At 71.2% G+C, this 24469-nt stretch carries 20 protein-coding genes; 6 read left to right on the top strand and 14 right to left on the bottom strand.

What is annotated here, in order from left to right; translation table 11 throughout:
- The first annotated feature begins 99 nt into the window (after positions 1 to 99).
- The gene (locus tag OG446_RS24730; protein ID WP_328896089.1) at positions 100 to 1065 is read left to right on the top strand and encodes a hydrogen peroxide-inducible genes activator; all 966 of its coding nucleotides are present in this window, start codon (positions 100 to 102) and stop codon (positions 1063 to 1065) included.
- Between the two features lie 30 nt (positions 1066 to 1095).
- Here OG446_RS24730 and OG446_RS24735 read toward each other — a convergent pair whose 3' ends face one another.
- The 5 genes from OG446_RS24735 to OG446_RS24755 form a co-directional block, all read right to left on the bottom strand.
- Positions 1096 to 3492 carry an FtsX-like permease family protein gene (locus OG446_RS24735; RefSeq protein WP_328896090.1) on the bottom strand — a complete coding sequence of 799 codons (2397 nt, stop codon included), beginning with the start codon at positions 3490 to 3492 and terminating at the stop codon, positions 1096 to 1098.
- On the bottom strand, positions 3489 to 4175 hold the full coding sequence (locus OG446_RS24740) for an ABC transporter ATP-binding protein (RefSeq protein WP_328896091.1): 687 nt from the start codon (positions 4173 to 4175) through the stop codon (positions 3489 to 3491). The genes OG446_RS24735 and OG446_RS24740 overlap by 4 nt, the downstream gene beginning before the upstream one ends.
- On the bottom strand, positions 4172 to 4696 hold the full coding sequence (locus tag OG446_RS24745; RefSeq protein WP_328896092.1) for a PadR family transcriptional regulator: 525 nt from the start codon (positions 4694 to 4696) through the stop codon (positions 4172 to 4174). Before OG446_RS24745 ends, OG446_RS24740 begins: the two co-directional genes overlap by 4 nt.
- Positions 4697 to 4835: 139 nt before the next feature.
- Positions 4836 to 5033, bottom strand: coding sequence for a hypothetical protein (locus OG446_RS24750; protein ID WP_443050282.1), 198 nt, complete (start codon positions 5031 to 5033; stop codon positions 4836 to 4838).
- Positions 5034 to 5089: 56 nt separating this feature from the next.
- Positions 5090 to 6061, bottom strand: coding sequence for an SPFH domain-containing protein (locus OG446_RS24755; RefSeq protein WP_328896094.1), 972 nt, complete (start codon positions 6059 to 6061; stop codon positions 5090 to 5092).
- Between the two features lie 222 nt (positions 6062 to 6283).
- Between OG446_RS24755 and OG446_RS24760 the strand changes: the two genes are divergently transcribed.
- Positions 6284 to 8581, top strand: coding sequence for a transglycosylase domain-containing protein (locus OG446_RS24760; protein WP_328896095.1), 2298 nt, complete (start codon positions 6284 to 6286; stop codon positions 8579 to 8581).
- A gap of 238 nt (positions 8582 to 8819) precedes the next feature.
- Here OG446_RS24760 and OG446_RS24765 read toward each other — a convergent pair whose 3' ends face one another.
- The 3 genes from OG446_RS24765 to OG446_RS24775 all read right to left on the bottom strand — a co-directional run bounded on the left by OG446_RS24765 (position 8820) and on the right by OG446_RS24775 (position 13456).
- Complete coding sequence (locus tag OG446_RS24765; RefSeq protein WP_328896096.1) at positions 8820 to 10736, bottom strand: SpoIIE family protein phosphatase; 1917 nt, start codon at positions 10734 to 10736, stop codon at positions 8820 to 8822.
- A 394-nt stretch (positions 10737 to 11130) separates the two neighbouring features.
- Positions 11131 to 11850 (bottom strand): cytidylyl-2-hydroxypropylphosphonate hydrolase, encoded by a 720-nt coding sequence (gene fomD / locus OG446_RS24770; RefSeq protein ID WP_328896097.1) that lies wholly within the window; start codon positions 11848 to 11850, stop codon positions 11131 to 11133.
- Positions 11851 to 12055: 205 nt separating this feature from the next.
- Positions 12056 to 13456, bottom strand: coding sequence for a class II fumarate hydratase (locus OG446_RS24775; protein WP_328896098.1), 1401 nt, complete (start codon positions 13454 to 13456; stop codon positions 12056 to 12058).
- Positions 13457 to 13563: 107 nt separating this feature from the next.
- On the opposite strand from OG446_RS24775, the gene OG446_RS24780 reads away from it, so the two are divergent.
- Positions 13564 to 15090 carry a ricin-type beta-trefoil lectin domain protein gene (locus tag OG446_RS24780; RefSeq protein WP_328896099.1) on the top strand — a complete coding sequence of 509 codons (1527 nt, stop codon included), beginning with the start codon at positions 13564 to 13566 and terminating at the stop codon, positions 15088 to 15090.
- A 49-nt stretch (positions 15091 to 15139) separates the two neighbouring features.
- Here the strand turns inward: OG446_RS24780 and OG446_RS24785 are convergent, their stop codons facing one another.
- Both OG446_RS24785 and OG446_RS24790 read right to left on the bottom strand, forming a co-directional pair.
- A complete protein-coding gene (locus OG446_RS24785) occupies positions 15140 to 16441 on the bottom strand; it encodes a M18 family aminopeptidase (RefSeq protein WP_328896100.1) in 1302 nt (433 codons plus the stop codon).
- Between the two features lie 548 nt (positions 16442 to 16989).
- Positions 16990 to 18657 carry a fumarate hydratase gene (locus OG446_RS24790; protein ID WP_328896101.1) on the bottom strand — a complete coding sequence of 556 codons (1668 nt, stop codon included), beginning with the start codon at positions 18655 to 18657 and terminating at the stop codon, positions 16990 to 16992.
- 194 nt (positions 18658 to 18851) lie between these two features.
- On the opposite strand from OG446_RS24790, the gene OG446_RS24795 reads away from it, so the two are divergent.
- Both OG446_RS24795 and OG446_RS24800 read left to right on the top strand, forming a co-directional pair.
- On the top strand, positions 18852 to 19517 hold the full coding sequence (locus tag OG446_RS24795; protein ID WP_328896102.1) for a DUF1707 SHOCT-like domain-containing protein: 666 nt from the start codon (positions 18852 to 18854) through the stop codon (positions 19515 to 19517).
- A gap of 197 nt (positions 19518 to 19714) precedes the next feature.
- Positions 19715 to 20086 (top strand): WhiB family transcriptional regulator, encoded by a 372-nt coding sequence (locus OG446_RS24800; RefSeq protein ID WP_328896103.1) that lies wholly within the window; start codon positions 19715 to 19717, stop codon positions 20084 to 20086.
- 119 nt (positions 20087 to 20205) lie between these two features.
- Here the strand turns inward: OG446_RS24800 and glpX are convergent, their stop codons facing one another.
- Positions 20206 to 21237, bottom strand: a complete 1032-nt coding sequence (glpX, locus tag OG446_RS24805) for a class II fructose-bisphosphatase (RefSeq protein WP_250967899.1) — start codon at positions 21235 to 21237, stop codon at positions 20206 to 20208.
- A gap of 211 nt (positions 21238 to 21448) precedes the next feature.
- On the opposite strand from glpX, the gene OG446_RS24810 reads away from it, so the two are divergent.
- A complete protein-coding gene (locus tag OG446_RS24810) occupies positions 21449 to 21967 on the top strand; it encodes a DUF4245 domain-containing protein (protein WP_328896104.1) in 519 nt (172 codons plus the stop codon).
- A 110-nt stretch (positions 21968 to 22077) separates the two neighbouring features.
- Here the strand turns inward: OG446_RS24810 and OG446_RS24815 are convergent, their stop codons facing one another.
- The 3 genes from OG446_RS24815 to xseA form a co-directional block, all read right to left on the bottom strand.
- The gene (locus tag OG446_RS24815; protein WP_328896105.1) at positions 22078 to 22668 is read right to left on the bottom strand and encodes a malonic semialdehyde reductase; all 591 of its coding nucleotides are present in this window, start codon (positions 22666 to 22668) and stop codon (positions 22078 to 22080) included.
- Positions 22669 to 22817: 149 nt separating this feature from the next.
- Positions 22818 to 23084, bottom strand: a complete 267-nt coding sequence (locus OG446_RS24820) for an exodeoxyribonuclease VII small subunit (RefSeq protein WP_328896106.1) — start codon at positions 23082 to 23084, stop codon at positions 22818 to 22820.
- Between the two features lie 75 nt (positions 23085 to 23159).
- Positions 23160 to 24371: an exodeoxyribonuclease VII large subunit gene (gene xseA, locus OG446_RS24825; protein WP_328896107.1), complete on the bottom strand. Its 1212-nt coding sequence runs from the start codon at positions 24369 to 24371 to the stop codon at positions 23160 to 23162.
- Positions 24372 to 24469: the final 98 nt, after the last annotated feature.

A 24469-nucleotide genomic window follows, 5' to 3' on the forward strand; every position in this document is an offset into this window, starting at 1 on the left:
GGGGGAGTTCCTGAGGGTTGGACGATGTCCACCTTGGCACAGAGTGCATTGATCGCGGAAATAGCTACACTCGGTCGTGATGATCGGAGGTGCCTATCAGTGGCCCAGAGTAATCAGGGCATCAGGCCCAAACAGCCCAGCCTCTCGCAGCTGCGCGCCTTCGCGGCCGTGGCGGAGTATCTGCACTTCCGGGACGCGGCGGCCGCAATCGGGATGAGTCAGCCCGCGCTCTCCGGAGCGGTGTCCGCGCTGGAGGAGGCACTGGGTGTCCAGCTCATCGAGCGTACGACGCGCAAGGTGCTGCTCTCGCCCGCGGGGGAGCGGCTCGCGGTGCGGGCGCGGGCCGTCCTGCATGCCGTGGGCGAGCTGATGGAGGAGGCCGAGGCGGTCCGCGCGCCCTTCACCGGGGTGCTGCGGCTCGGGGTGATCCCGACCGTCGCCCCGTATCTGCTGCCGACCGTGCTCCGGCTGGTCCACGACCGCTACCCGGAGCTCGACCTCCAGGTGCACGAGGAGCAGACCTCCTCGCTGCTGGACGGACTGGCCGCGGGGCGACTGGACCTGCTGCTGCTCGCCGTCCCGCTCGGGGTGCCGGGTGTGACGGAACTCCCGCTCTTCGACGAGGACTTCGTGCTGGTCATGGAGCGCGACCACTGGCTCGGCGGACGGCAGGACATCCCGCGCGAGGCGCTGCGCGAGCTGCCGCTGCTGCTGCTCGACGAGGGGCACTGCCTGCGCGACCAGGCGCTCGACATCTGCCGTGAGGCGGGGCGTACGGAGGGCGCGCCGGTCACCACGACCGCGGCCGGGCTCTCCACGCTGGTGCAGCTGGTGGCCGGGGGGCTCGGGGTGACGCTGCTGCCGCGGACCGCGGTGACCGTCGAGACCGCCCGCAACGAGGCGCTGACGACCGGGTACTTCGCGGAACCGGCCCCCGCGCGGCGGGTGGCGCTGGGGATGCGCACCGGGGCGGCCAGGCACGAGGAGTTCGAGGAGTTCGCGGCGGCGCTGCGCGGGGCGATGGAGGCGCTGCCGGTACGCGTGGCGACGGCCGGCCGGACCTGAACCACGGTCCGGCCGGCCGTCGGGCCCGGCCTACTCGCTGCGCAGCCCGTCGGGACGCATCAGGCGCCACAGCACGGGCAGCGACAGCAGGGTGACCAGCAGGATGAGCGAGGCGCCCGCCCCCGCCAGCGGCAGGAACAGCCACCAGTCGGACACCTGTTTGCCGACCATCCAGCACAGGGCGGCGCCGAGCCCGAGGCCGCCGGCCACCGCCACCGCGAGCCCGATGACCACCGGGATCGCGGCCTGCCACAGCACCGACCAGCCGAGGGTGGTCCGGCGGGTGCCGAAGGCGACCAGGACCGACAGCAGCCGCTTGCGTTCGCGCAGCTGCTCCAGCTGGGAGACCAGCATGGACACGGCGATCAGCAGCAGGGTGGCGGTCGCGCCGACCTGGAGACCGGTCTGGACGCTCTCGTACTGCCGGTCACGTTCGATCGAGGTCAGGGTGCCCAGGCGCATGCCCGGATCGATGCGCGCCGCCGTGTTGCGTACGTACTCGGCGGCGTCCGGGACGGTCTCGTCGATGCGGATCTGCGCGACGGTCTCGGCCGACGGCAGGGTCCGCGCGTCGATCGCCCCGGGCGTGACCAGGATGCCCGAGTGCTCCTCGCCGAGCGGATCGGTGCGGGCCATGACCGTCCGGGAGTCGGCCGGCAGCGTCCAGTGCAGCGGCTTGCCCGGACCGTAGGAGTCGAACTCCACGACCTTGCCCTTGCGGGCGGTCTGGTCGACCCAGCCGGCTTGGCCCTTGTCCTCGGGGTGGGCGACGAAGGTGTCGCCGTCCCGGCAGGACGTGATCCGGGCGAGCTCGCGCAGGGTCGCGCAGTCCCCGACGGTGAACGAGGTGGTGGGCTGGATCTCGTCGTCCGTGTACTTTCCCGGCTTGGTCGCGTACGCCTCTACGGTGCCGATGACCTGGGTGACGCCCTTGGTGGCACGGAACTCCTTGATCGTGTGCAGGGCGGCGTCGCCTCTGACGATCTCGGAGTGGCTGTAGAACTGGGCGCGGGACGGGTCCTGGCCGGTGATCCGGTTGAAGTCGTCGTTCATCGCGGCGAACAGCATCTGCAGGGCCACCGCACCGGCCACGGCGACGGTGACGCCGCTGACCGCGCGGGAGGCCGCACCGCTGCTCAGCTGGAGCCGGCGGGTGGCCAGCTGCCAGGGGACCGGGCCGCCGCGCAGCCGCCCGACACAGGCCTCGACCAGCCAGGGCAGGAGCAGGGCCAGTCCGACGAGGATCAGCACCGCGCCTCCGGCGATCGGATACGGGTTGACGACGGTGTACTCGTCGATCCTGCCGCCGAGTCCGAAGACCGCGAGCCCGGCGACCGGCAGCAGCAGGCGCCACCAGAGGCGGCGCCCCCGGTTGCGGCCGTTGCGTACGACGCCGAGCGGCTCGATGACCACGGAGCGCATCGCCGTCAGGGTGACGAGCACCGCGGTGAGCGGGACGGCGAGGGCGATCAGGACGCACAGCCGGGCGTCGGGGGCCAGGTCGGAGGGGAAGGCGCTGACGTCCCAGATCTCGACGAGGCCGACGAATTGGCGCCCCGTCAGGAACATGGCCAGTCCGATGACGAGGCCGAGCACCGCGCCGAAGAGTGCCTCACCGGCCGCGATCCGGCGGGTCATCCGGATGTCCGTACCGACCAGGCGCAGGGCGGCGAGCCGGCGGTCGCGGCGGTCGCCGCCGAAGCGCACGGCGGTGGCGATGAAGATGGCCACGGGGGCCAGCAGCACCACGCAGACCATGATGATCAGCACGAGGAGGATCGGTGGCATCGGGTCGGAGGGTCCGGGGTCGCCGTATCCGGCGATCCGGTGGCCGCCCGACGCGCTGGTCAGGGTGTCACTGCCCGCGTAGAACCACAGTTCGCCGGGCGAGCGCAGCCCCGCGTCCGCGATCGTGCCGGCCACCTTGTAGGGCAGGCGCTCCCTGAGCAGCTCGTTCTCGGGGGAGTCGAGGATCTTCTTGAGGGCGGGCGAGACCGCCATCTCGCCGGGGGCGGGGAAGGAGCCGATGCCCGGGGGGATGACCGGGTGGCCGCCGTCCGCGCGCATCAGGAAGCCTGTGATGGTGCGGCCGCGGTACTCGGTGCTCGCCTCGATGCGCAGGACCGTGCTGTCGGACTTCTTGGCCTGCGCGTCGGGGGACTCCGAGATCTTGGTCTCGGAGCGGGCCTGGTCACGTGCGGACCGCGCGTCGAGCATGTGCGGAACGGAGGCGGCGGTGAGCAGCAGTGCCACGCCCAGGCCCACGCCGACCGCGGTGAGCAGCGTGCGGATCCAGCCCTCGCGGCCGCCGCCGGCGGCGAACCGGATGCCGAGGCCGAGGTCGCGCAGCCAGGCGGCGGCACGTGACGGGGGTTCGGGAGGACGCGCCGGGCCGGCCGGGGGCCGCTTCTGGTCGAGCAGGGTCATACGGCGTGCTCCAGGTCGCGGGCCCGGCCGTCGCGGACGGTGATGTCGCGGTCGGAGTAGGCGGCGACGCGGGCCTCGTGGGTCACGAGCACCACGGCGACGTGGGAGGAACGGGCGGCGTCGGTGAGCAGTCGCATGACGCGTTCGCCGTTGAGTGAGTCCAGGGCGCCGGTCGGCTCGTCGGCGAAGATCACCTTCGGCGACGCGGCCAGGGCGCGTGCCACGGCGACGCGCTGGCCCTGGCCTCCGGACACCTCGCCGGGACGCTTGGCGCCGATGTCGTCGACCTCCAGGCGCTCCATCCACTCCAGGGCGGTGCGTTCGGCGGCCTTGCGGCGGGTGCCGTTCAGCCGCATCGGCAGGGCGACGTTCTCCACGCAGGTCAGCTCCGGGACGAGCTGGCCGAACTGGAACACGAAGCCGAACTCGCTGCGGCGCAGGGCGCTGCGCTCGGCGTCGGACATCGTGGAGAGCTCGCGTCCGGCGTAGGTGATGCTGCCGGAGTCCGGGGTGATGATGCCGGCGAGGCAGTGCAGCAGGGTGGACTTGCCGGAGCCGGAGGGGCCCATCACGGCGACGACCTCGCCGGGGTGGACGGAGAACGAGGCGCCGTCGAGCGCGGGGGTCGGCCCGTAGGCCTTGTGCAGATCGTGGGCGGCGAGCAGGGAGCCGGCGGGAATCACGGGGCCACCACCTTCGCGAGCTGGCCGAGTCGCGCGGCGGTGAGTTCCAGCCAGCGCAGATCGGCTTCGAGATGGAACAGGGCGTGGTCGCAGATCAGCTGGTCGGCGAGGTCGCCCTGCCGCTTGCGGTCGGTGAGGATACGCATCATGCGCAGGTGCTCGGAGCGCTGGGTGTCCAGCACGTCGGCGGCGCTGCGGCCGGTGAGCATGGCCAGGACGACCTTGGTGTACAGCGTCGACTGGAGGTACGGCTCCGGCTTCTCGGGCTGTGCGAGCCAGGAGGCGACATCGGTGATCCCGGCGTCGGTGATGGCGTAGCGCTTGCGTTCCGGGCCGCCGTCGGTCTCCACGCCGTCGACCTCGACGAGGCCGTTCTTGAGGAGGCGGGACATCGTCGAGTAGACCTGTCCGTAGTGCAGGGGACGGTCGTGCCCGAACTTCTCGTCGAAGGCCCGCTTGAGGTCGTAGCCGTGACGGGGGCCGGACTCCAGGAGCCCGAGCAGGGTGTGGCCGATAGACATACCGAGGACTGTACACGGTGTGTATACCTGGCGTGTATACCGGTCGGCGGGGAGCGTCGGGCCAGTGGTCGGGGCCGCGACGGCCCCGGCGGGCCGTCCGGTCATCCGGTCGCGCGGCTCGCCGGCGGCCTTGCGCGGATCACTCCGGGTCCGGCGTCTCCGGAGCCTTCGGCGGGCGCCCCCGGCGCGGGATCGGTGCCGCACCGCCGGGCAGCCGGCCCGCTTCGGCGAGCGCCCGCCGCAGCAGGAACTCGATCTGCGCGTTCGCGCTGCGCAGCTCGTCCGAGGCCCAGCGCGCCAGCGCGTCGTGCACGGCCGGGTCCAGCCGCAGCAGCATCTGCTTGCGCTGCTGCGGCCCGGACTGCGGCGCGCGGCGCCGCGGGGTCTGATCCGTCACTGGTAGAGCGTGCCCGTGTTGAGGACCGGCTGCACCGCGCGGTCGCCGCACAGCACCACCATCAGATTGCTGACCATGGCCGCCTTCCGCTCGGGGTCGAGCTCGACGAGGTCCTGCTCGGTGATCCGGTTCACCGCCATCTCGACCATGCCGACCGCTCCCTCGACGATCAGCTGCCGGGCCGCGACCACCGCTCCCGCCTGCTGGCGCTGGAGCATCGCGGAGGCGATCTCGGGGGCGTACGCGAGGTGGCTGAAGCGGGACTCGATGATCCGTACGCCCGCCGCCTGGACCCGCGCGGTGAGTTCCACGGCGAGCTTCTCGGTGATCTCCTCGGCGTTGCCCCGGAGCGAGAGGCCGCCCTCGTCATGGGCGTCGTACGGGTACTCGATCGCGATGTGCCGGACGGCCGCCTCGGTCTGGGTGGCGACGAACTCCAGGAAGTCGTCGACCTCGAAGAGCGCCTGCGCGGTGTCCTCGACCTTCCAGACGACGATCGCGGCGAGCTCGATCGGGTTGCCGTAGGCGTCGTTGACCTTGAGGACCGCGGTCTCGTGGTTGCGGACCCGGGTGGAGATCTTGCGGCTGGAGGTCAGCGGGTTGATCCAGCGCAGCCCGTCGGTGCGGATCGTGCCCACGTAGCGGCCGAAGAGCTGGATCACCCGCGCCTCGCCCGGTGCGACCATCTTCACACCGCCCATGCAGAAGAACGAGGCGATGGTGAGCAGCACGCCCAGGATGCACAGCGGGACGCCGAGGCCGTTGTTCCCGTTCGACCCGATGACGCCGCCGAGGATGGCGAGGCCGACGCCGACGATCACCCCGATCACGGTCAGCAGGAGGCCGAGGCCGCCCGCGATGCTGTGCGCCCGCGTCTCGCGGACCTGCGGTTCCGGCATCTCCGGCGCGTCCGGAGTGAGGTCGGTCCGCGGTCCGGCCGAAGCGTTCGGGTTGAGCGGTTCAGTCATGGAATCCCCCGTTTCGACTGGCTAGCCATGCGCTAGCAATGTGATTACACATTAATGGTTCTCGCAACCCTGTGCACCCCTCGTGAGTCGGTTCCCATGGGAACGGGTGCTGATTGTCACGTCCGGAAAGTGCGGGATCGCTCGCTTTTTGGCCTTGTGGACGGTGTTAGCTGGCAGGTCCGAGCTGATCCGGTCGAGCAGAGAAACGGGAGCAACACAGCAATGGGTCGAGCGGATGCGCGACGAGCCCAGCGGCACGGGTCGCGGCGGGCCGGGAAGAGCGGCGGCATACGCGGACTCTTCACCTGGCGGAAACTCCTGGGCACGGCCCTCGGTATCTGCCTGCTGGGCATGGGCGCCTTCGCCGTGCTCTACATGATGGTGAGCGTGCCCGAGGGCAACGCCCGGGCCAAGCTGCAGAGCAACATCTACAAGTACTCCGACGGGACCCTGCTGGCCAGGACGGGTGAGGTCAACCGAGAGATCGTGGACCTCTCGCAGGTGCCCAAGGAGGTCCAGATGACCTTCGTCGCCGCCGAGAACAAGTCCTTCTACCAGGACAAGGGCGTCGACTTCAAAGGCACCGCACGCGGTCTGCTGAACACCGTTTCCGGCAAGGGCAAGCAGGGTGGCTCGACCATCACCCAGCAGTACGTCAAGAACTACTACCTCGACCAGGACCAGACGGTCACCCGCAAGCTCAAGGAACTGGTCATCTCGCTGAAGGTGGACCAGAAGCGGAGCAAGGAGGAGATCCTTGCCGGGTACATCAACACCAGCTACTACGGCCGGGGCGCCTACGGCATCCAGGCCGCGGCGCAGGCGTACTACGGCAAGGACGCCAAGGACCTGAACGTCGCCCAGGGCGCCTACCTCGCCGCCCTGCTCCAGGCACCCAGCCAGTACGACTGGGCCGTCGCCGGCCCGAAGGGGAAGGCACTCGTCCAGGAGCGCTGGAACTACGTGCTGAACAACATGGTCGAGGAGGACTGGCTGGACGCGGGCAAGCGCCAGGGCCTCAAGTTCCCGATTCCGCAGGACCCCAAGCCGCTGAACGGGGTCGCGGGACAGAAGGGCTACATCGTCGAGGCGGCCCGCAAGGCGGTGCTGGAGGAGACCGGCCTCAGCAGCGACCAGTTCGACCTCGGCGGCTGGACGATCACCGTCAACATCGACAGGAAGAAGCAGCAGGAGCTGGAGAAGTCGGTCGAGACCAAGCTGATCGACAACCTGGACACGAAGAAGCGCAAGCTCGACCAGGACATCCAGGCCGGTGCCGTCTCGGTGGACCCGAAGTCCGGTGCGGTGCTCGCGCTGTACGGCGGACGCGGCCAGAACGAGCACTGGACGTCGAACGCCACCCGCGCCGACTACCAGCCCGCCTCCACCTTCAAGCCGGTCATCCTCGCCGCGGCCCTCGACCAGGAGTCGGTGACTCAGGACGGTCAGGAGATCACCGCCAACACCCGCTACGACGGCACCAGCAAGCGGCCCGTCGAGGGCAGCGACATCGCCTTCAAGCCGGAGAACGAGGACGACCGGGACTACGGCAGCGTCACCGTCCAGACCGCGATGAACAAGTCCATCAACTCCGTCTTCGCGCAGATGGGCGTGGACGTCGGCATGGACCAGGTGCTGAAGACCGCCGGCGAGCTCGGCATGAACGTGGAGGATCTGGAGGCCGTGCCGGCGCAGACGCTCGGCTCCATGGGCGCGAGCCCGATGGCCATGGCCGGCGTCTACGCCACGCTCGACAACCACGGCAGGAAGGTCACCCCCCAGATCGTGAAGTCGGCCGTGCACCAGGGCGAGGACCCGGTGCAGATGCCCGACGCGGTCGGCGACCAGGTGATCAGCCGCCAGGCCGCGGACTCCGTGACCTCCGTACTGACCGGCGTGGTCGACGACGGTACGGCCCAGGGCTCGGTGCGTAACGCCGACGGGCTGGCCGACCAGGACATCGCGGGCAAGACCGGTACCTCGGACGACAACAAGTCGGCCTGGTTCACCGGCTACACCCCCGACCTCGTCACCTCGGTCGGCCTGTTCGGAGAAGCGGCCTACCCGCGCACCGACGACGACGGCAAGAAGGTGCAGAAGGGCGCGCAGGTGACCCTGAAGGGCGCCGGCGGTGGCGGCCGTGTCAACGGCGGCGGCTTCCCGGCCGAGATCTGGGCGGACTTCACCGCGAAGGCCATGGGTGAACCGAGCGAGTTCGTGCTCGACACCGACATGGGCGCCGCGGTCGCCCCGCCGCCGGACACCAGCTCCCCGAGCACGAGCACGTCGCCCTCCGAAGAGGCCACGCCCTCCGACGAGCCGACCACCCAGGCGCCCACGACCACGCCGCCTGCCACCACCGACCCGCCGGAGACCACCCCGCCGCCCAGCCCGACCGGGGACCCCACGTCGGATCCGCCCACGGACCCGTCGACCGAGCCGGGCCCGTCGGACAGCGGACTCCCGATCGACCCGGGCGGGGACAACCGGCCGGACAAGGACAACGCCGTGACGCGCTGACGCGGCAGGTCGCAGGAACGGGCGGTGTGCGAAGGGGATCCTCCGCACACCGCCCGTTCCCGTGTTCCGGGACCGCAGGGGCCCGTGATTCGGCCGCCGTCGACCTTCTTCGCCACCCGGTCGCCGAGGTCCATGTCCACCTTGCGCCAGTACTGCGGCGCCCGGTCCGGGACCGGGCGGCTCGCGCCCTCCAGCAGATGGCGGACACCCTCGGTGTCCAGGGCTTCGGCCGCCCCGGTCACTGCCCCCGGGTGGGCATCTCGAACCAGACCACCTTGCCGGTCGACAGGCGCGTCGCGCCCCACCGCCGGGCCAGCCGGTTCACCAGGAACAGACCGCGGCCGCCCTCGTCCATGTCACGCGCCCGGCGCTGACGGGGCAGCTGCGGGGCGTCGTCGCCGACCTCGCACCGCAGGATGTCGGTCCGCAGCAGCCGCAGGGTCACCGGCCGCTCCGCATACCGCACGGCGTTCGTCACCACCTCGCTGACCAGGAGCTCCACCGAGTCCGTGATGTCGTCGAGCCCCCACCGGCTGAGCGCGCGGCGGGCCAGCCTGCGGGCCTTGCCCGGGGCGGAGTCCTCCGGCTCCAGATGCCAGTACGCCACATCGCTCGGCGCGATCCCGTCGAAGCGGGCGGCGAGCAGCGCGATGTCGTCGTCCCGGTCGCCAGGGCCGAGCATGTCCAGCACGTCGTCGCAGAGGGCCTCCAGCGGCGGCGAGTGGTCCGGGCCGGTCAGCCGGGCCGTGGCGGCGAGCCGCTCGCGCAGCTGCTCGATGCCCGTCCAGACGTCCCGCAGCCGCGACTCGACCAGCCCGTCGGTGTAGAGGAGCAGGGTGGCACCCGCGGGTGCGTCCAGCTCGACGGCCTCGAAGTCCACACCGCCGACACCGATCGGGGCGCCCGGCGGCACCTTCAGCACCTCGGCCCGCCCGCCGAGGTGGAGCAGGACGGGCGGCGGGTGGCCGGCGTTGGCGATCGTGATGCGATGCGCGACCGGGTCGTACACCGCGTACAGGCAGGTCGCCATGCGGTCGCTGCCGAGCCGCTGGGCCTGCTCGTCGAGGTGGTGCAGGACCTCCTGCGGCGGCAGGTCGAGCCCGGCCAGGGTCTGGGCGGTGGTGCGCAGCTGGCCCATGATCGCCGCTGAGGTCATGGAGTGGCCCATGACGTCGCCGACGACCAGGGCGACCCGGCTGCCGGGCAGCGGGATCGCGTCGTACCAGTCGCCGCCGACCCGGGCGGTCTCGGCGGCGGGGAGGTAGCGGGAGGCGAGCCGGACGCCGGTGGGCTGGGGGAGCGAGTCGGGGAGCATGGTGCGCTGGAGCTCGTCCGCGATGTAGGCCTCGCGGCCGTACAGCACGGCCTTGTCGATGCCGAGCGCGGTGTGCGTCGCCAGCTGGGCGGCGACCAGCAGGTCGTTGGCCTCGAAGGGCGGGCGCTCGGTGCCGCGCAGGAACACCGCCGCGCCGATCACCCGGCGTCGGCCGCGCAGAGGCGCCAGGATCGCGCGGTGGCCGGACGGCACCACGCGGTCCGCGCCGAGCAGCTCGGGCAGCGCGACCCGGGCCGCGGCGGAGTCGCCGAACACCGGACGCACCCCGCGCAGCACCTCGGCCAGCGCGCCGCCCGCCAGGACCTCGCACAGCTCGGAGGCGGGCGTCAGATCGGCCTGTGGGTCGACGGCGGGCAGCCGCAGCCGCTCGGTCTCCGACAGGTTCTCGGTGTCCTCGTCGCTCAGCCGCAGCCGGTCGGAGCGGCGCAGCCGCAGCACGAACGGGTTGACGGGCCGCTCGTCGCCGACCGGCAGCGGGTCGCGGAGGTAGACGAGTATGGCGTCGGAGAACGTCGGCACACTGGCCCGGCAGAGCCCCAGCACGATCTCGTCCAGGTCTATCCCGCGGGCGATCCGCCTGGTCGCGGCCCCGACGAAGCGCAGCCGGTCGCCCTCACGACGGGATGCTGCCTGCGGGTCGGGGGCCGGCGCGGGGCCGGTACCGGCCCCGGCCGGGTTCGGGCCCTTGGCCGGTGCCGGGATCGCCGCGGTGGCAGGGGCCGACGCCGACGCGGCGTCACGCTGCCGCGGCCGGGTGCGTTCCTGCGACCGGGCGGCGAGAGGCTGCCGGCCTTCGTGGGAGGTGGGGTGCTCCGTCACGCGTGGGGTTCCGTCCGTCCGGGCCGGTTGTATGAGGCAATCACCTCGTGGAGCGCTACTCTGCCCCGGCATGAGCGGCAATCACAACGGCTGACATCTCGTGCCCCGGAACACGGGGCCGAAACCGGATGTCGGCACGCGGTGTCGGTGACAACGTTTCCGGCGCCGGGGCGGCGGACAGCGAGCACGTCTCCACCCCCTCGTCGTGGCTCATGCGGTGCGGACGACTCGTGCGACTCGCACGACTCGTACCAGTGATGCGGTTCATGAAGTGTGCACGTGTGCGATGACTCGGTGACTTACGGTCAGGTCGTGGGCCGCGCCCGTCGGTTGGGGCGGAGCTGATCTTCTCGGGACGATCCTACGTTTGCCCCCCTGGGGTGCATCAAGGGTCTCACGACGGCATGGGGGAGGGGGTGCGGTCCCAGTCATCCGGCAACCGGTCCCAGTCGGCAGGCAGCGCGGGCACCCGCCAGCGCGGATCGGGCCGCCAGTCCTCCCAGCCGTCCCGGAACGGCGCCCCCCACTCACGGATCACCCCGACGGCCGCGCGCCCCGCCGCCAGCACCTGCCGGGCGGCGTCCGGGCTCATCAGGCCGACCCGCTGGGCCTGCGCGAACTCGTCCTCGTCGCGCCAGAGCCAGCTGTGGTCCGGGTAGACCGAGATGTCGAGGAAGTGGTCCTCGGAGTCGATGCCGCCGGCCCACCGGGTGCGCGGCTCCTCCAGGTTCACGTACCAGCTGCGGAACTGCCAGCCCCGGTCCCAGAACAGCCACACGGACCACGGTTCGCCGGGCCGGGCCAGCTTCAGCACCCCGTTGCCCAGCCAGGGCGAGCGGGCGGTGGTGCGCGCGGCGGTGTACCGGGTGGCGAGCGGCTCGGCGTGCACCTCGGTGCCGTCGGCCAGCACCGGCTTCACGCACTCGGTGCCGGGGGCGACCCAGACGGCGAGCAGTTCGTCGGTGTCCTGGACGACGGTGACCGGACGGCAGATGTGCACGGGGTTCGGGACCCGGGAGGGCGCGGGGCCGCGTCGCCGCGGTCCGTTGCCGCGGTAGCGCCACAGGATCTGATCACCCGGCGCCCAGCGCTCGGTCTCTCCGGTACCTGTCATGGAGGGATCTTAGAGGGGCCGGCAATCGGGGGGCGGCGTCGCGGGGCTGGGCACGCGCATCTGTCGCGTTGTCGTCAATCGCCAGGGCTCCGCCATGGCTCGATCGTCCGCCTTGCAGCTGCACGCACCCAGCCCCGCTCCTTCTTCCACCCCCCGATGGCCGGCCCCTCCTGGTGAGCGCGCCCCGGTACCGCAGCGATGCACGTCACGGACGCGTCATGCGCAGCACGTCCAGGGCCTCGTCGAGCTGTTCCACGGTGAGGTCGCCGCGCTCCACGTAGCCGGAGTCCAGCACCACCTCACGGATCGTCCGGCGCTCGGCCAGGGACCTCTTGGCGACCTTCGCGGCCTCCTCGTAGCCGATGTACTTGTTCAGCGGGGTGACGACGGACGGCGAGGACTCCGCGTACTCCCTGGCCCGCTCGACGTTCGCCGTGATCCCGTCGACCGTACGGTCCGCGAGCAGCCGGGAGACGTGGGTGAGGAGCCGGACGGACTCCAGCAGGTTCTTCGCGATGACCGGGAGCATGACGTTCAGCTCGAAGTTGCCGGCGGCGCCCGCGACGGCCACCGTCGTGTCGTTCCCCGTCACTTGGGCGGCGACCATCAGAACGGCCTCGGGAATGACCGGATTCACCTTGCCCGGCATGATCGAGGAGCCCGGCTGGAGGTCGGGGAGGCTGATCTCGGCCAGCCCGGTGCGCGGTCCCGAGGCCATCCAGCGCAGATCGTTGGAGATCTTGGTGAGGGAGACCGCGAGCGTGCGGAGCTGGCCGGAGGTCTCGACGAGGCCGTCCCGCGCGCCCTGCGCTTCGAAGTGGTTCCGGGCCTCAGTGAGCGGCAGTCCGGTGACGCGGGCGACCTCGGCGATGACGGCGGCGGAGAAGCCGGGCGGGGTGTTGATGCCGGTGCCGACGGCGGTGCCGCCCAGCGGCAGCTCGGCGAGGCGGGGGAGCGAGGCGCGCAGCCGCTCGATGCCGTAGCGGATCTGTGCCGCGTACCCGCCGAACTCCTGGCCCAGGGTGACGGGGGTGGCGTCCATCAGATGGGTACGCCCCGACTTCACCACGTCCGCGAACTCGGCGGACTTGCGCTCCAGTGCCGCCGCCAGATGGTCGAGGGCCGGGATCAGCTCCTCCGTCACCGCGCCGGTCGCGGCGATGTGGATGGAGGACGGGAAGACGTCGTTAGAGGACTGCGAGGCGTTGACGTGGTCGTTGGGGTGGACCTCGCGGCCGAGGCGCTCGGTGGCGAGCGTCGCCAGGACCTCGTTGGTGTTCATGTTCGACGAGGTACCGGAGCCCGTCTGGAAGACGTCGATCGGGAAGTGGTCGTCCCAGCGCCCCTCGGCGACCTCGGCCGCGGCCTCCTGGATGGCCCCGGCGATCTCCGGGTCGAGCACCTTCAGTTCCGCGTTCACCTTGGCGGCGGCGGCCTTGACGCGCGCGAGGGCCGCGATGTGCGCCCGCTCCAGGCGCTGTCCGGAGATCGGGAAGTTCTCCACGGCGCGCTGGGTCTGGGCCCGCCATTTGGCGTCGGCGGGCACCCGCACCTCCCCCATGGAGTCGTGCTCGATGCGGTAGTCCTTGCCGGTTTCCTCGGCCATGGTGATCCAACCTCCTGAAAAAGATGAGCACTTGTCTTGTTCCATGTATTCCCAAGTCGCCTACCGGCCAGTAAATACCGGGGGTAACAACAACCTCGGGAGGCGCAATGAGACGTACCGGACACCGAATCCGATGTACGGTCGCGACCGTCGCGGCCATGGCGGCGGCGTTGGGCGGCATGACCGCCGCCGCCGGCCCGGCGGGTGCTGCCCAGGCCGGTACCAGCAGTACCTCATCCACCGCCCTGCCGCCGGAACTGGAGGCCCTGCGTGCCGCCGAGGCCACCCGGCTGTACGGCGACCCGGCCGAGCGCCCGCTCGCCGAGCGCAAGACCGGGCTCATCTCGCTCGGCGACAGCGAGATCTCGGGTGAGGGCGTCGGCACGTACGAGGCGGGCACCAACGGCCCCGACAACTGGTGCCACCGCTCACCCGACTCCGCCATCCACCGCACCGGGATCCCGGCCGACGTCACGTACAACGTCTCGTGCTCCGGCGCGTACACCGGAAACATCGTCATCGGCGGCTCGAAGCAGTACGCCGACGAACTCGTGCAGAGCGACAACCTCGCCATCAAGGCGCGCAACACCCGCATCAAGATGATCGTGCTGGTGGCGGGTGCCAACGACGACCTCCAGTTCGGCCCGGTCATGACGGACTGCGTCACGCGCTGGGTCCTCAGCCAGGGAACCTGTCAGCCCAAGTACGACGGCGGCTGGCAGGCCCGCGTCGACGGCCTCGTGCCCAAGGTCGAGAAGACGGTGCGCGACCTGCGGACGGTGATGACCGGCGCCGGTTACGCCGACGGCGACTACAAGCTCGTCGTCATGGGATACCCGAGCCCCATCGGCCCGGACTTCTACGACAACCCGAACTTCCCCGGCAAGCTTCCCGGCGGCTGCGCCGGGTACGACTCCGACGCCGTCTGGGGCCGCAACGTCGCCGTTCCCGCCTTCGAACGGGGCATGCGCAAAGTCGCCGCCGACACCGGAGCGGTCTACCTCGACAACTCCCGGCTCTTCCACGGCCACGAGGTGTGCAGCGAGTCCACCTGGGCCCGCGGCCTGTTCATCGACCTCTCGCACTTCCCGCCGGACTCCAACTCCCTCCGGCAGTCCTTCCACCCGAACGCGGCCGGCCACGGCGCCTTCGCCTCCTGCCTGACCCAGATCTACAACTCGGGCCTGCGCGAGGCGAGCTGCGCCGACCCGGCGAGCACCGGGAAGCCCGTGCTCCAGGCCGCCGCCTGGGACGACGTCTTCAAGCCCCTGCGCGGCGAGGCCACGGGCAGCTGTCTGGACGCCCCCGCCTCGGTCACCCGTAACAACACCGGCGTCACCGGCTGGGAGTGCCACGGCGGGCGCAACCAGGGCTGGTGGTACGACTCCGGCACGAAGAACCTCCGCACCGAGCTGAGCCACGACCGCTGCCTGGACGTACCGGGCGCGAAGTACACGGCGGGCGCGGCCCTCATCCTCTACAACTGCTCGGGCGCGGCCAACCAGCAGTTCGTCCGGCAGTCCGGCACCCTGCGCCCCGCCGCCTCGACCGGGCTCTGCGCGACGCTGGCGGGAGCCCATGAACCGCTGAGGCTGCAGTCCTGCGACGGAAGCGCACAGCAGCGCTTCGCGTAGCCCTCGCTTCCGGTGCAGGGGGAGGGCCGGTCCTCCCCCTGCACCCGGCTCAGTCCGAGGTCACGAACGCGCCGAGGATCGCCGCCAGGTACCCCGGGTCGTCCGCCCCGCACAGCTCGCGCGCCGAGTGCATCGACAGGCCCGGCACCCCCACGTCGACGGTCTGCACACCCAGCCGGGCCGCGGTGAGCGGGCCGATGGAGGTACCGCACGGCATCGCGTTGTTGGAGACGAACGGCTGCCACGGCGCCCCCGCCCGCTCGCACGCCGACGCGAACATCGCGATGCCGGTCGAGTCGGTGGCGTAGCGCTGATTGACGTTGACCTTGACAGTGGGGCCGCTGTTGGGCAGCGGACGGTGGTCGGGGTCGTGCCGTTCCGCGTAGTTGGGGTGGACGGCGTGCGCCATGTCCGCCGAGACGCAGAAGGCACCGGACAGGGCTCGGGACCAGTCCTCCTGGCTGCCGCCGCGGGCGGTGACCGAACGGCTCAGCACCCGCTCCAGCAGCGGGCTCTGCGCACCCGTGTCCGAACCGCTGCCGACCTCCTCGTGGTCGAAGGCCGCGAGGACGGGGATGTACGCGGGTTCCCCGGACGCCGTCGACGCACCGGCCAGCGCCGTGACGCCCGCGTGCACCGACACCAGGTTGTCCAGCCGCGAGGAGACCAGGAACTCCCGTTCCGCACCCAGGTACCCGGGGGGCTGGATGTCGTGGAGCATCAGGTCCCAGCCGAGCACCTCGTCCGGCTCGGCCTCGGCCGCCGCCGCGACCCTGCGCAGCAGCGCCCCCTCCTCCGCGGCGCCGAGCGACCAGACCGGGGCGACGTGCCGCTGCCGGTCCAGCGCCAGGCCGTCGTTGACGGAGCGGTCCAGGTGGATCGCCAGCTGGGGCACGCGCAGCAGCGGTTCGTCGATCTGGACGAGCCGGGAGTCGGTCCGGCCGCCCGGCCCCCGCAGGGCCAGCCGGCCCGAGATGCCCAGGTCGCGGTCGAGCCAGGTGTTGAGCGGGACCCCGCCGTAGATCTCCACCGCGATCTGCCGCCAGCCGGCGGAGGCGGTGTCGGGGGTGGGCTTGATCCGCAGGTTCGGGGAGTCGGTGTGCGTGCCGATGATCCGGAACGGGGTGTGGGAGGGCGTGCCCTCGGGGGCGTACCAGGCGATCAGGGCTCCGCCGCGGACGACGAAGCTGCCGCCCGTGGTGCCCGTCCAGTCGTCGGTGCCCCGCAGCTCACGGAAACCGGCCTTCTCCAGGCGCTGGGCCGCGCTCGCCACGGCGTGGTACGGGGAGGGGCTGGCCCTGATGAAGGAGAGCAGGTCGTCGGCGTGGCTGCGGTGAGGGACCGGCGTCATGCGGTGTCCGCCTTTCCGGTTCGGGACGGGGAGGGTGGTTCGGTGTGCGTTCGGACAGCCGGGTGTCCGGTCCCGGCGTCCGGGCCGGGAGGCGGGGTGTTCCGGTGTGGGGGACCGGGAGTCGGGGCGGCGGAGGAAGAAGCACGGTTCTCCGGCCCAACGCGGACAACTCACCGCATCGGCACGGCTCCCCGCAAGCCGTGCGGACGGCTCTCTGCGCGAAAGCGGTGGTGCGGGCGCGGTCCCTGCGGGTGATCCGGAACCGCCCGGGGCGGCGGTGCTCGGCCCGGTCCGCACGTCCGGGGCGAGACGCTTCGGGTGCGGGGGCCGTGGCCGGGGCGCGATCCGGACGCGGGAGAGGAGCGGGCGGCGCCGGACAGCGCTTCGCGAGATTGGCTGGATTTCGTCCTACGGGGATCTGCCGCGCGCGGAGCGGTCGCACGGGCCGGCCGAGCGGCCCGTGACCTGCCGCCGGCGCCTCGCCAACGGCCGAGGGGCGCCCCGGCCGTGGCCGGGACGCCCCTCGAAGGCGCGGGTGCGGGGGTCGGTCAGCCGAGGCCTGGACCGCGCACCGGAATGCTGGTGAACGTCGGGGCGGGGGCCGGCTCGGTGAAGAAGTCGTTGCCCTTGTCGTCGACGACGACGAACGCCGGGAAGTCCTCGACCTCGATCCTCCAGACCGCCTCCATGCCGAGCTCCTCGTACTCGACGACCTCGACCTTCTTGATGCAGTCCTGCGCGAGCCGGGCCGCCGGGCCGCCGATCGAGCCGAGGTAGAAGCCACCGTGCGCGTCGCACGCGTCGGTGACCTGCTTGGACCGGTTCCCCTTGGCCAGCATCACCTTGGAGCCGCCCGCCGCCTGGAACTGCGCGACGTAACTGTCCATCCGGCCGGCCGTCGTCGGACCGAAGGACCCGGAGGCGTAACCCTCGGGCGTCTTCGCGGGACCCGCGTAGTACACGGGGTGGTCCTTCAGGTACTGCGGCATCTCCTCGCCCGCGTCCAGCCGCTCCTTGATCTTGGCGTGCGCGATGTCGCGCGCCACGACCAGCGGGCCGCTCAGCGAGAGGCGCGTCTTGACCGGGTACTTCGTCAGCTCGGCGAGGATTTCGTCCATCGGCCGGTTGAGGTCGATCTTGACGACGTCGCCCGCCTCGTCGAGGTGCTCGTCGGTGGTGTCGGGGAGGAAGCGCGCCGGGTCCTTCTCCAGCTGCTCGAGGAAGACGCCCTCGGCGGTGATCTTCGCGGTCGCCTGGCGGTCGGCGGAGCAGGACACGGCGATGGCGACGGGCAGCGAGGCACCGTGCCGGGGGAGACGGACCACGCGCACGTCGTGGCAGAAGTACTTTCCGCCGAACTGCGCCCCGATGCCGATCTTCTGCGTCAGCTCGAAGACCTTCTCCTCCAGTTCCTTGTCCCGGAAGCCGTGACCGGTGGGCGAGCCCTCGGCGGGCAGCTCGTCCAGGTAGTGCGCGGAGGCGTACTTCGCGGTCTTGAGCGCGAACTCGGCCGACGTACCGCCGACGACGATCGCCAGGTGGTACGGCGGGCAGGCCGCGGTCCCCAGCGAACGGATCTTCTCCTCCAGGAACTTCATCATGGAGGCCTCGTTGAGGACCGCCTTGGTCTCCTGGAAGAGGAACGACTTGTTGGCCGAGCCCCCGCCCTTGGCCATGAAGAGGAACTTGTACGCGCCGCCGTCGGTCGCGTACAGCTCGATCTGCGCCGGGAGGTTCGAGCCGGTGTTCTTCTCGTCCCACATGTTCAGCGGGGCCATCTGCGAGTAGCGCAGGTTGAGTTTCGTGTACGCGTCGAAGATGCCGTGCGACAGGGCCTCCTCGTCACCGCCCGACGTCAGCACGTTCTGGCCGCGCTTGCCCATGACGATCGCGGTGCCCGTGTCCTGGCACATCGGCAGGACGCCGGCGGCGGCGATGTTCGCGTTCTTCAGCAGGTCGAGCGCGACGAACTTGTCGTTGGACGAGGCCTCGGGGTCGTCCACGATCCGCCGCAGCTGCGCCAGGTGGGCGGGGCGCAGATAGTGCGAGATGTCGTGCATGGCCTCGGCGGCCAGGGTGCGCAGCGCCTCCGGCTCGACCTTGAGGAACGTACGTCCGTCGGCCTCGAAGGTGGACACACCCTCGGCGGTGACCAGACGGTACGGCGTGGTGTCCTCTCCCAGGGGGAGCAGATCGGAGTACGCAAACTCTGGCATTACGGCCATTCCTCACTCGGCAGACAGCGGCTGACCTCCCTTGGGCAGCGCACCCACCAGGGTAGGACCCCGCGGGGGTGGCGGGTCTGTGAGGTAGGGCTCACCCGAACCCGTCGCGCACCCGGGGCCGGATCGCGATACGTGCCCGCCGCGCCCCCTAGTCGCGATCTATCGCGTTTGGGTACGCTGGGCCGGTGGACCTCGAAAAGCACCCCCAGCAGCCCACCGTGCGGGCGGAACCCGACGTCATCCGCGCCTCCGACGCGGACCGGGACCGGATCGCGGACATCCTGCGGGAGGCGATGGCCGAGGGCCGGCTGACCGCCGACGAGCATGCCGAGCGGGTCGACTCCGTCTACCGCGCCAAGACCGTCGGAGAACTCGAACCGCTGGTACGGGACCTGCCGACGCCGGGCGGCACCCCCAGGCCCGCCGGCGCCTCGTACGCCCGCACCCCCGAGGTGCCCACGGGGCCCGCCGACAACCTGGTCGCGATCTTCAGCAGTGCCAGCCGCAAGGGCCGCTGGCGGGTCGGCGGGCGCACGAACGCGTTCTCGCTGTTCGGCAGTGTGGAAATCGATCTGACCGAGGCCCTTTTCGGACAGCGGCTCACGGTGATCAATGCGACTTCCGTCTTCGGGAGCGTGGACATCAGGGTCCCCGAGAACATCTCGCTGCGCGGAAGCGGAACGGGCATTTTCGGCAGTTTCGAAGTCACGACGCTGGAATCGGCGGACCCCGAGGCTCCCGTGGTGGCCGTCAACGGATATTCGGTGTTCGGCAGCGTCGAGGCGAAGCCCAAGCGCGGCAAGTTCATTGCGGATCTGCAGGACAGGCTGCGTAAACATCTCGGTCACTGACCACGGGTGCGACGCGCGACGGCGCGAAGGGGCGCGTGGGGGCGGGGCGTTGCGCGGGGGCGGATTCCGGGCGGAAATATGCTCGACCGCAATTCCGTGGACCGGAACTGAGTGCCACTCAGTGCATAGGCGCGCGCACAGCGGGTAGGGAAGGCTGCATCGCCTCTTGCTCGCGAAGCCGTCGTCAGGAGTGGACCGTGCTGCAACTGCCGCATCAGCCCCTGCAGGTCGCCGCCGTCCCTCCCCAGCGGACCCCCGCTCGGGAGGACCAGGCAGGCCCCTGGCATGCGGAGGCGGTGTGCCGCCGGGATGAAGCCGGGCTGTTCTTCGCCCCGTCGAAGGAGCCGACTGCTGCCCGACTGTCGCGCGAGGAGTCCGCGAAGCGGGTCTGCGCGCGTTGCCCCGTGATGATCGAATGCCGCGAACACGCCTTGGGTCAACCGGAGCCGTACGGGGTGTGGGGCGGCCTGACGGCTGCCGAACGCCGCGTGGCGCTCGCCCGCCGCAGGCGGCGCGAGGCGGAGCTCAAGGCGTCCGACGCCACCGGCCACATCGCCGCGGCCGGCTGACGGAAGCGCCGGACCGTCCCCGTACCCGTGGCGGACCCGTCCAGCGCTTCGTATCCGCCGACGCGAAGAGGCGCCCCCACCGCACATGGGGGGCGCCTCTTCGTGGGGACGTACCTACATCACTTCGCGCGGTCGAAGTCGATCGCGCTGTAGGCACGCAGCTTCGACAGCCGGTGGGTGGAGTCGATCTTCCGGATGGTGCCCGACTTGGAGCGCATGACGATCGACTCGGTCGTCGCCGTCTCCGCGCGGTAGCGCACGCCCCGCATCAGCTCGCCGTCCGTGATGCCGGTGGCCACGAAGAACACGTTGTCGCCGCTGACCAGGTCGTCCGTGGACAGCACCCGGTCCAGGTCGTGTCCGGCGTCCAGGGCGCGCTGCCGTTCGGCCGCGTCCTTCGGCCAGAGCTTGCCCTGGATGACACCGCCGAGGCACTTTATGGCGCAGGCCGAGATGATGCCCTCGGGCGTGCCGCCGATGCCCATGAGCAGGTCGACGCCGGTGCCCTCGCGGGCGGCCATGATCGAGCCCGCGACGTCGCCGTCGGAGATGAACTTGATCCGGGCGCCGGTCTCCCGGATCTCCTTGACGATGCCCTCGTGGCGCGGGCGGTCCAGGATGACGACGGTGACGTCCTCGGGCATGGAGTTCTTCGCCTTCGCGACCCGGCGGATGTTCACCGAGACGGGGGCGTTGATGTCGACGAAGTCGGCGGCTTCGGGACCCGTGACCAGCTTGTCCATGTAGAAGACGGCGGACGGGTCGAACATCGCGCCCCGGTCCGCAGCGGCCAGCACGGCGATCGCGTTCGGCATGCCCTTGGCGTTCAGGGTGGTGCCGTCGATCGGGTCGACGGCGATGTCGACCTCGGGACCGGTGCCGTCGCCGACGCGCTCGCCGTTGAACAGCATGGGGGCCTCGTCCTTCTCGCCCTCACCGATGACGACGATGCCGTTCATCGACACGGTGGAGACGAGGGTCCGCATGGCCTTCACGGCGGCGCCGTCGGCGCCGATCTTGTCCCCGCGGCCGACCCAGCGCCCGGCGGCCATGGCGGCGGCCTCCGTGACCCGGACGAGCTCCAGGGCGAGGTTGCGGTCGGGGGCCTCCGGGGAGACCTCCAGCTGGGACGGCAGATGATGCTCGGACATCGGAGCGCACCTTTCTGTACGACGACGACCGGATGAGGGTGATGTGACTCTATCGTCAGGTCGATAAAATGAGCAGACCGGGTCACGAATGAGCGGCCCCTCGCGACCCGGTGGCCGTGCGGCCGCCCGGCCGCGCCCCGCTCCGCCGGTCCGGTCCCCCCGACCCGGTCCCGCGCTTCGGTGCCGCCGGGGCTGATGCGACGATGGACGGGTGGCAAGCAAGCGAGGCAAGCAGACAGTGCGGGACATGTTCCTGTCGTTGGCGGTGATCTCCGCGGTGGCGGGCGTCGCCTACATCTTCGTTCCGCACGACGACAAGGCCGATCCGGTCAAGGCCGTCGACTACCGGGTCGAGCTTCTGACCGCGCGGCGCGCGGCCCCGTACCCGGTGGTGGCCCCGAGCGGTCTGGCGCAGGACTGGAAGCCCACCTCGGTCGGTTACGACCGTGCGGCGGGCAACAGTTGGCACCTGGGCTTCCTGGACCCGGACGGCAAGTACGTCGCGGTGGAGCAGTCCACGTCCGCTGCGGAGAAGTACGTCTCCGAGGTCAGCCAGAAGGCGAAGGACACCGGCCGCACGCAGCAGGTGGCGGGGGAGACCTGGCAGCACTGGGAGGGCCCGAAGTACGACGCCCTCGTGCGCCAGGACAAGGGCGCGACCACGGTCGTGACCGGATCCGCCTCGGCGGAGCGGCTGGCGGAGATGGCGGCGGCGCTCAAGACGTCCTGACGCCTGCGCTCCGGCGTACGGGATATTCCGGCGTACGGGTACGAGGAAGGCCCTGGAGCAGGTGCTCCAGGGCCTTCCTCGTGTTCATGTGCCCGTGGGGGCCGCGCGGCTCAGACGGTCTGGACGACCTCGTCGAACGCGAGGCGCGGCAGGCGCGGGAACCAGGCGTCCTCGCCCGGCTTGCCGATGTTGACGACCATCAGCACGTTGTGGTCGCCGTCGAGGAACTCCTTCTCGATCCCGGCGGCGTCGTAGCCCGTCATCGGGCCGGCGGCCAGGCCGGCGGCGCGGACGCCGATGATGAAGTAGGCGGCCTGCAGGGCGCCGTTCAGCGCGGCGGCCGACTCGCGGACCGGGCGCTCGGAGAAGAACGCGTCCTTCGCCTGCGGGAAGTGCGGCAGCAGGGCCGGGAGCTCCTCGTGGAACTCGTTGTCCGTGGCCAGGATCGCGACCAGCGGGGCGGTCGAGGTCTTCGGCTGGTTGCCCTCGGCCATGTGCGGGACCAGACGGGCGCGGGCCTCGTCCGAACGCACCAGGACGACGCGCAGCGGCGACTGGTTGAACGCGGTCGGGCCGTACTTGACCAGGTCGTAGATCGCCTGGACCTGCTCGTCGGTCACCGGCTCGTCGGTGAAGGTGTTGGCGGTGCGGGCCTCACGGAAGAGGAGGTCCTGGGCGGCGGGGTCAAGAACGAGGGACATCTTGCGTATTACCTTCCGGACGTACACGGGGGATCAAGCAACGCTGATCACGGTACGGGAGAGGTAGGTTAACTTTCAACTAAAACGGGAGGGGAGTGACCGACCCCACAACGCAGACACCTTGCGCCGTGCCGCAGGGCCTGGGTCCCTCAGCGCGCGTCGGCCGCCGTGTCCCCGGCGTCCTCCCCTGGGGCGGCAGGTCCCGCCAGCGCCGCGTCGAGACGGGCGCGCGCACCCTCCAGCCAGTGCCGGCACACCTTCGCCAGCTCCTCGCCGCGTTCCCACAGTGCGAGGGAGTCCTCCAGCGAGGTTCCGCCCGCCTCCAGCCGGCGCACCACCTCGATCAGCTCGTCGCGCGCCTGCTCGTAACCGAGCGTGCCCGTCGCCGCAGCCGTCGTCGTCCCGTCGTCCGTCATGTGATCCACCCTATGCGTCGGCATGTCCGTTCCCTGTGGCCGCGGCCTCCGGTCGTTCCCCGGGGCCGGGGCCGCTCACCCGTCGACCCGCACCGTGAACTCGCCCCCCGACACCCGGGCCCGCAGCGCGTCCCCGGCGGCGCCCGCGTCGGCCGGGTCCCGGACCACGTGCCCGTCCGCCCGCTGGAGCACCGCGTAGCCACGTTCCAGCGTTGCCGCGGGTGACAGCGCGAGGACGCGGGCGCGGGTGTGGGCGAGCTCCGAGTCCGCGCGGTCCAGCAGATGGCCCAGCACCCGCCGGCCCCGCCCGATCAGCGCGTCGACCTCCGAGGCGCGCTCGTCCACCATCCGCTGCGGGTGCTCCATGGAGGGCCGTCCCAGCGCATGCGCCAGGCCCCGCTCCTCCCGGTCGAGCAGCCCCCGTACCGTCCGCAGCGCCCGGTCGCGCAGCTGCTGCACCCGGTCCAGCTCCTCGCCCACATCGGGCACGACCTTCTTCGCCGCGTCCGTGGGCGTGGAGGCCCGCACGTCGGCGACCAGGTCGAGCAGCGGGGAGTCGGGTTCATGGCCGATCGCCGAGACGACCGGGGTGCGGCACGCGGCGACCGTACGGATCAGCTCCTCGTCCGAGAACGGCAGCAGATCCTCCACGCTGCCCCCGCCGCGCGCCACGACGATCACGTCCACCTCGTCGAGGGCGTCGAGCTCCTTGACCGCGTGGACCACCTGGTTCACCGCGTGCACGCCCTGCACCGCGGTGTTGCGCACCTCGAAGCGGACGGCGGGCCACCGGCGGCGCGCGTTCTCCAGCACATCGCGCTCGGCCGCCGACGCGCGTCCGCAGACGAGCCCGATCAGCTGGGGCAGGAAGGGCAGCGGCTTCTTGCGGTCGAGAGCGAAGAGGCCCTCCGAGGCAAGGGACTTCTTGAGCTGCTCCAGCCGGACCAGCAGCTCACCGATGCCGACCGGCCGTATCTCCGTGGCCCGCAGCGAGAGCTGGCCGCGGGGCGCATACCACTCGGGCTTCGCCAGGACGACGACGCGCGCGCCCTCCGTCACCACGTCCGCGATGCGGTCGAAGACCTGTCGGAAGCACGTCACGCTCACCGAGATGTCGTGGGACGGGTCGCGCAGGGTCAGGAACACCACTCCGGCACCCGGCCGTCGCGACAACTGCGTGATCTGCCCCTCGACCCAGACCGCGCCGAGCCGGTCGATCCAGCCGCCGATCAGCCGCGACACGTCACCGACGGGCAGCGGAGCTTCCGGAGAAGTTTGGAGAGCCATGCGGGCGAGCGTATCCGCCGGCACCGACACCGGGGCCGTTCCTCGCCGCCCTCAGGCCCCGGGAGCCGTTCCTCCGCAGCCCGTAGCCCGTAGCCCGT

It is taken from the genome of Streptomyces sp. NBC_00236 (genome assembly GCF_036195045.1).
Taxonomy (GTDB): Bacteria; Actinomycetota; Actinomycetes; order Streptomycetales; family Streptomycetaceae; genus Streptomyces.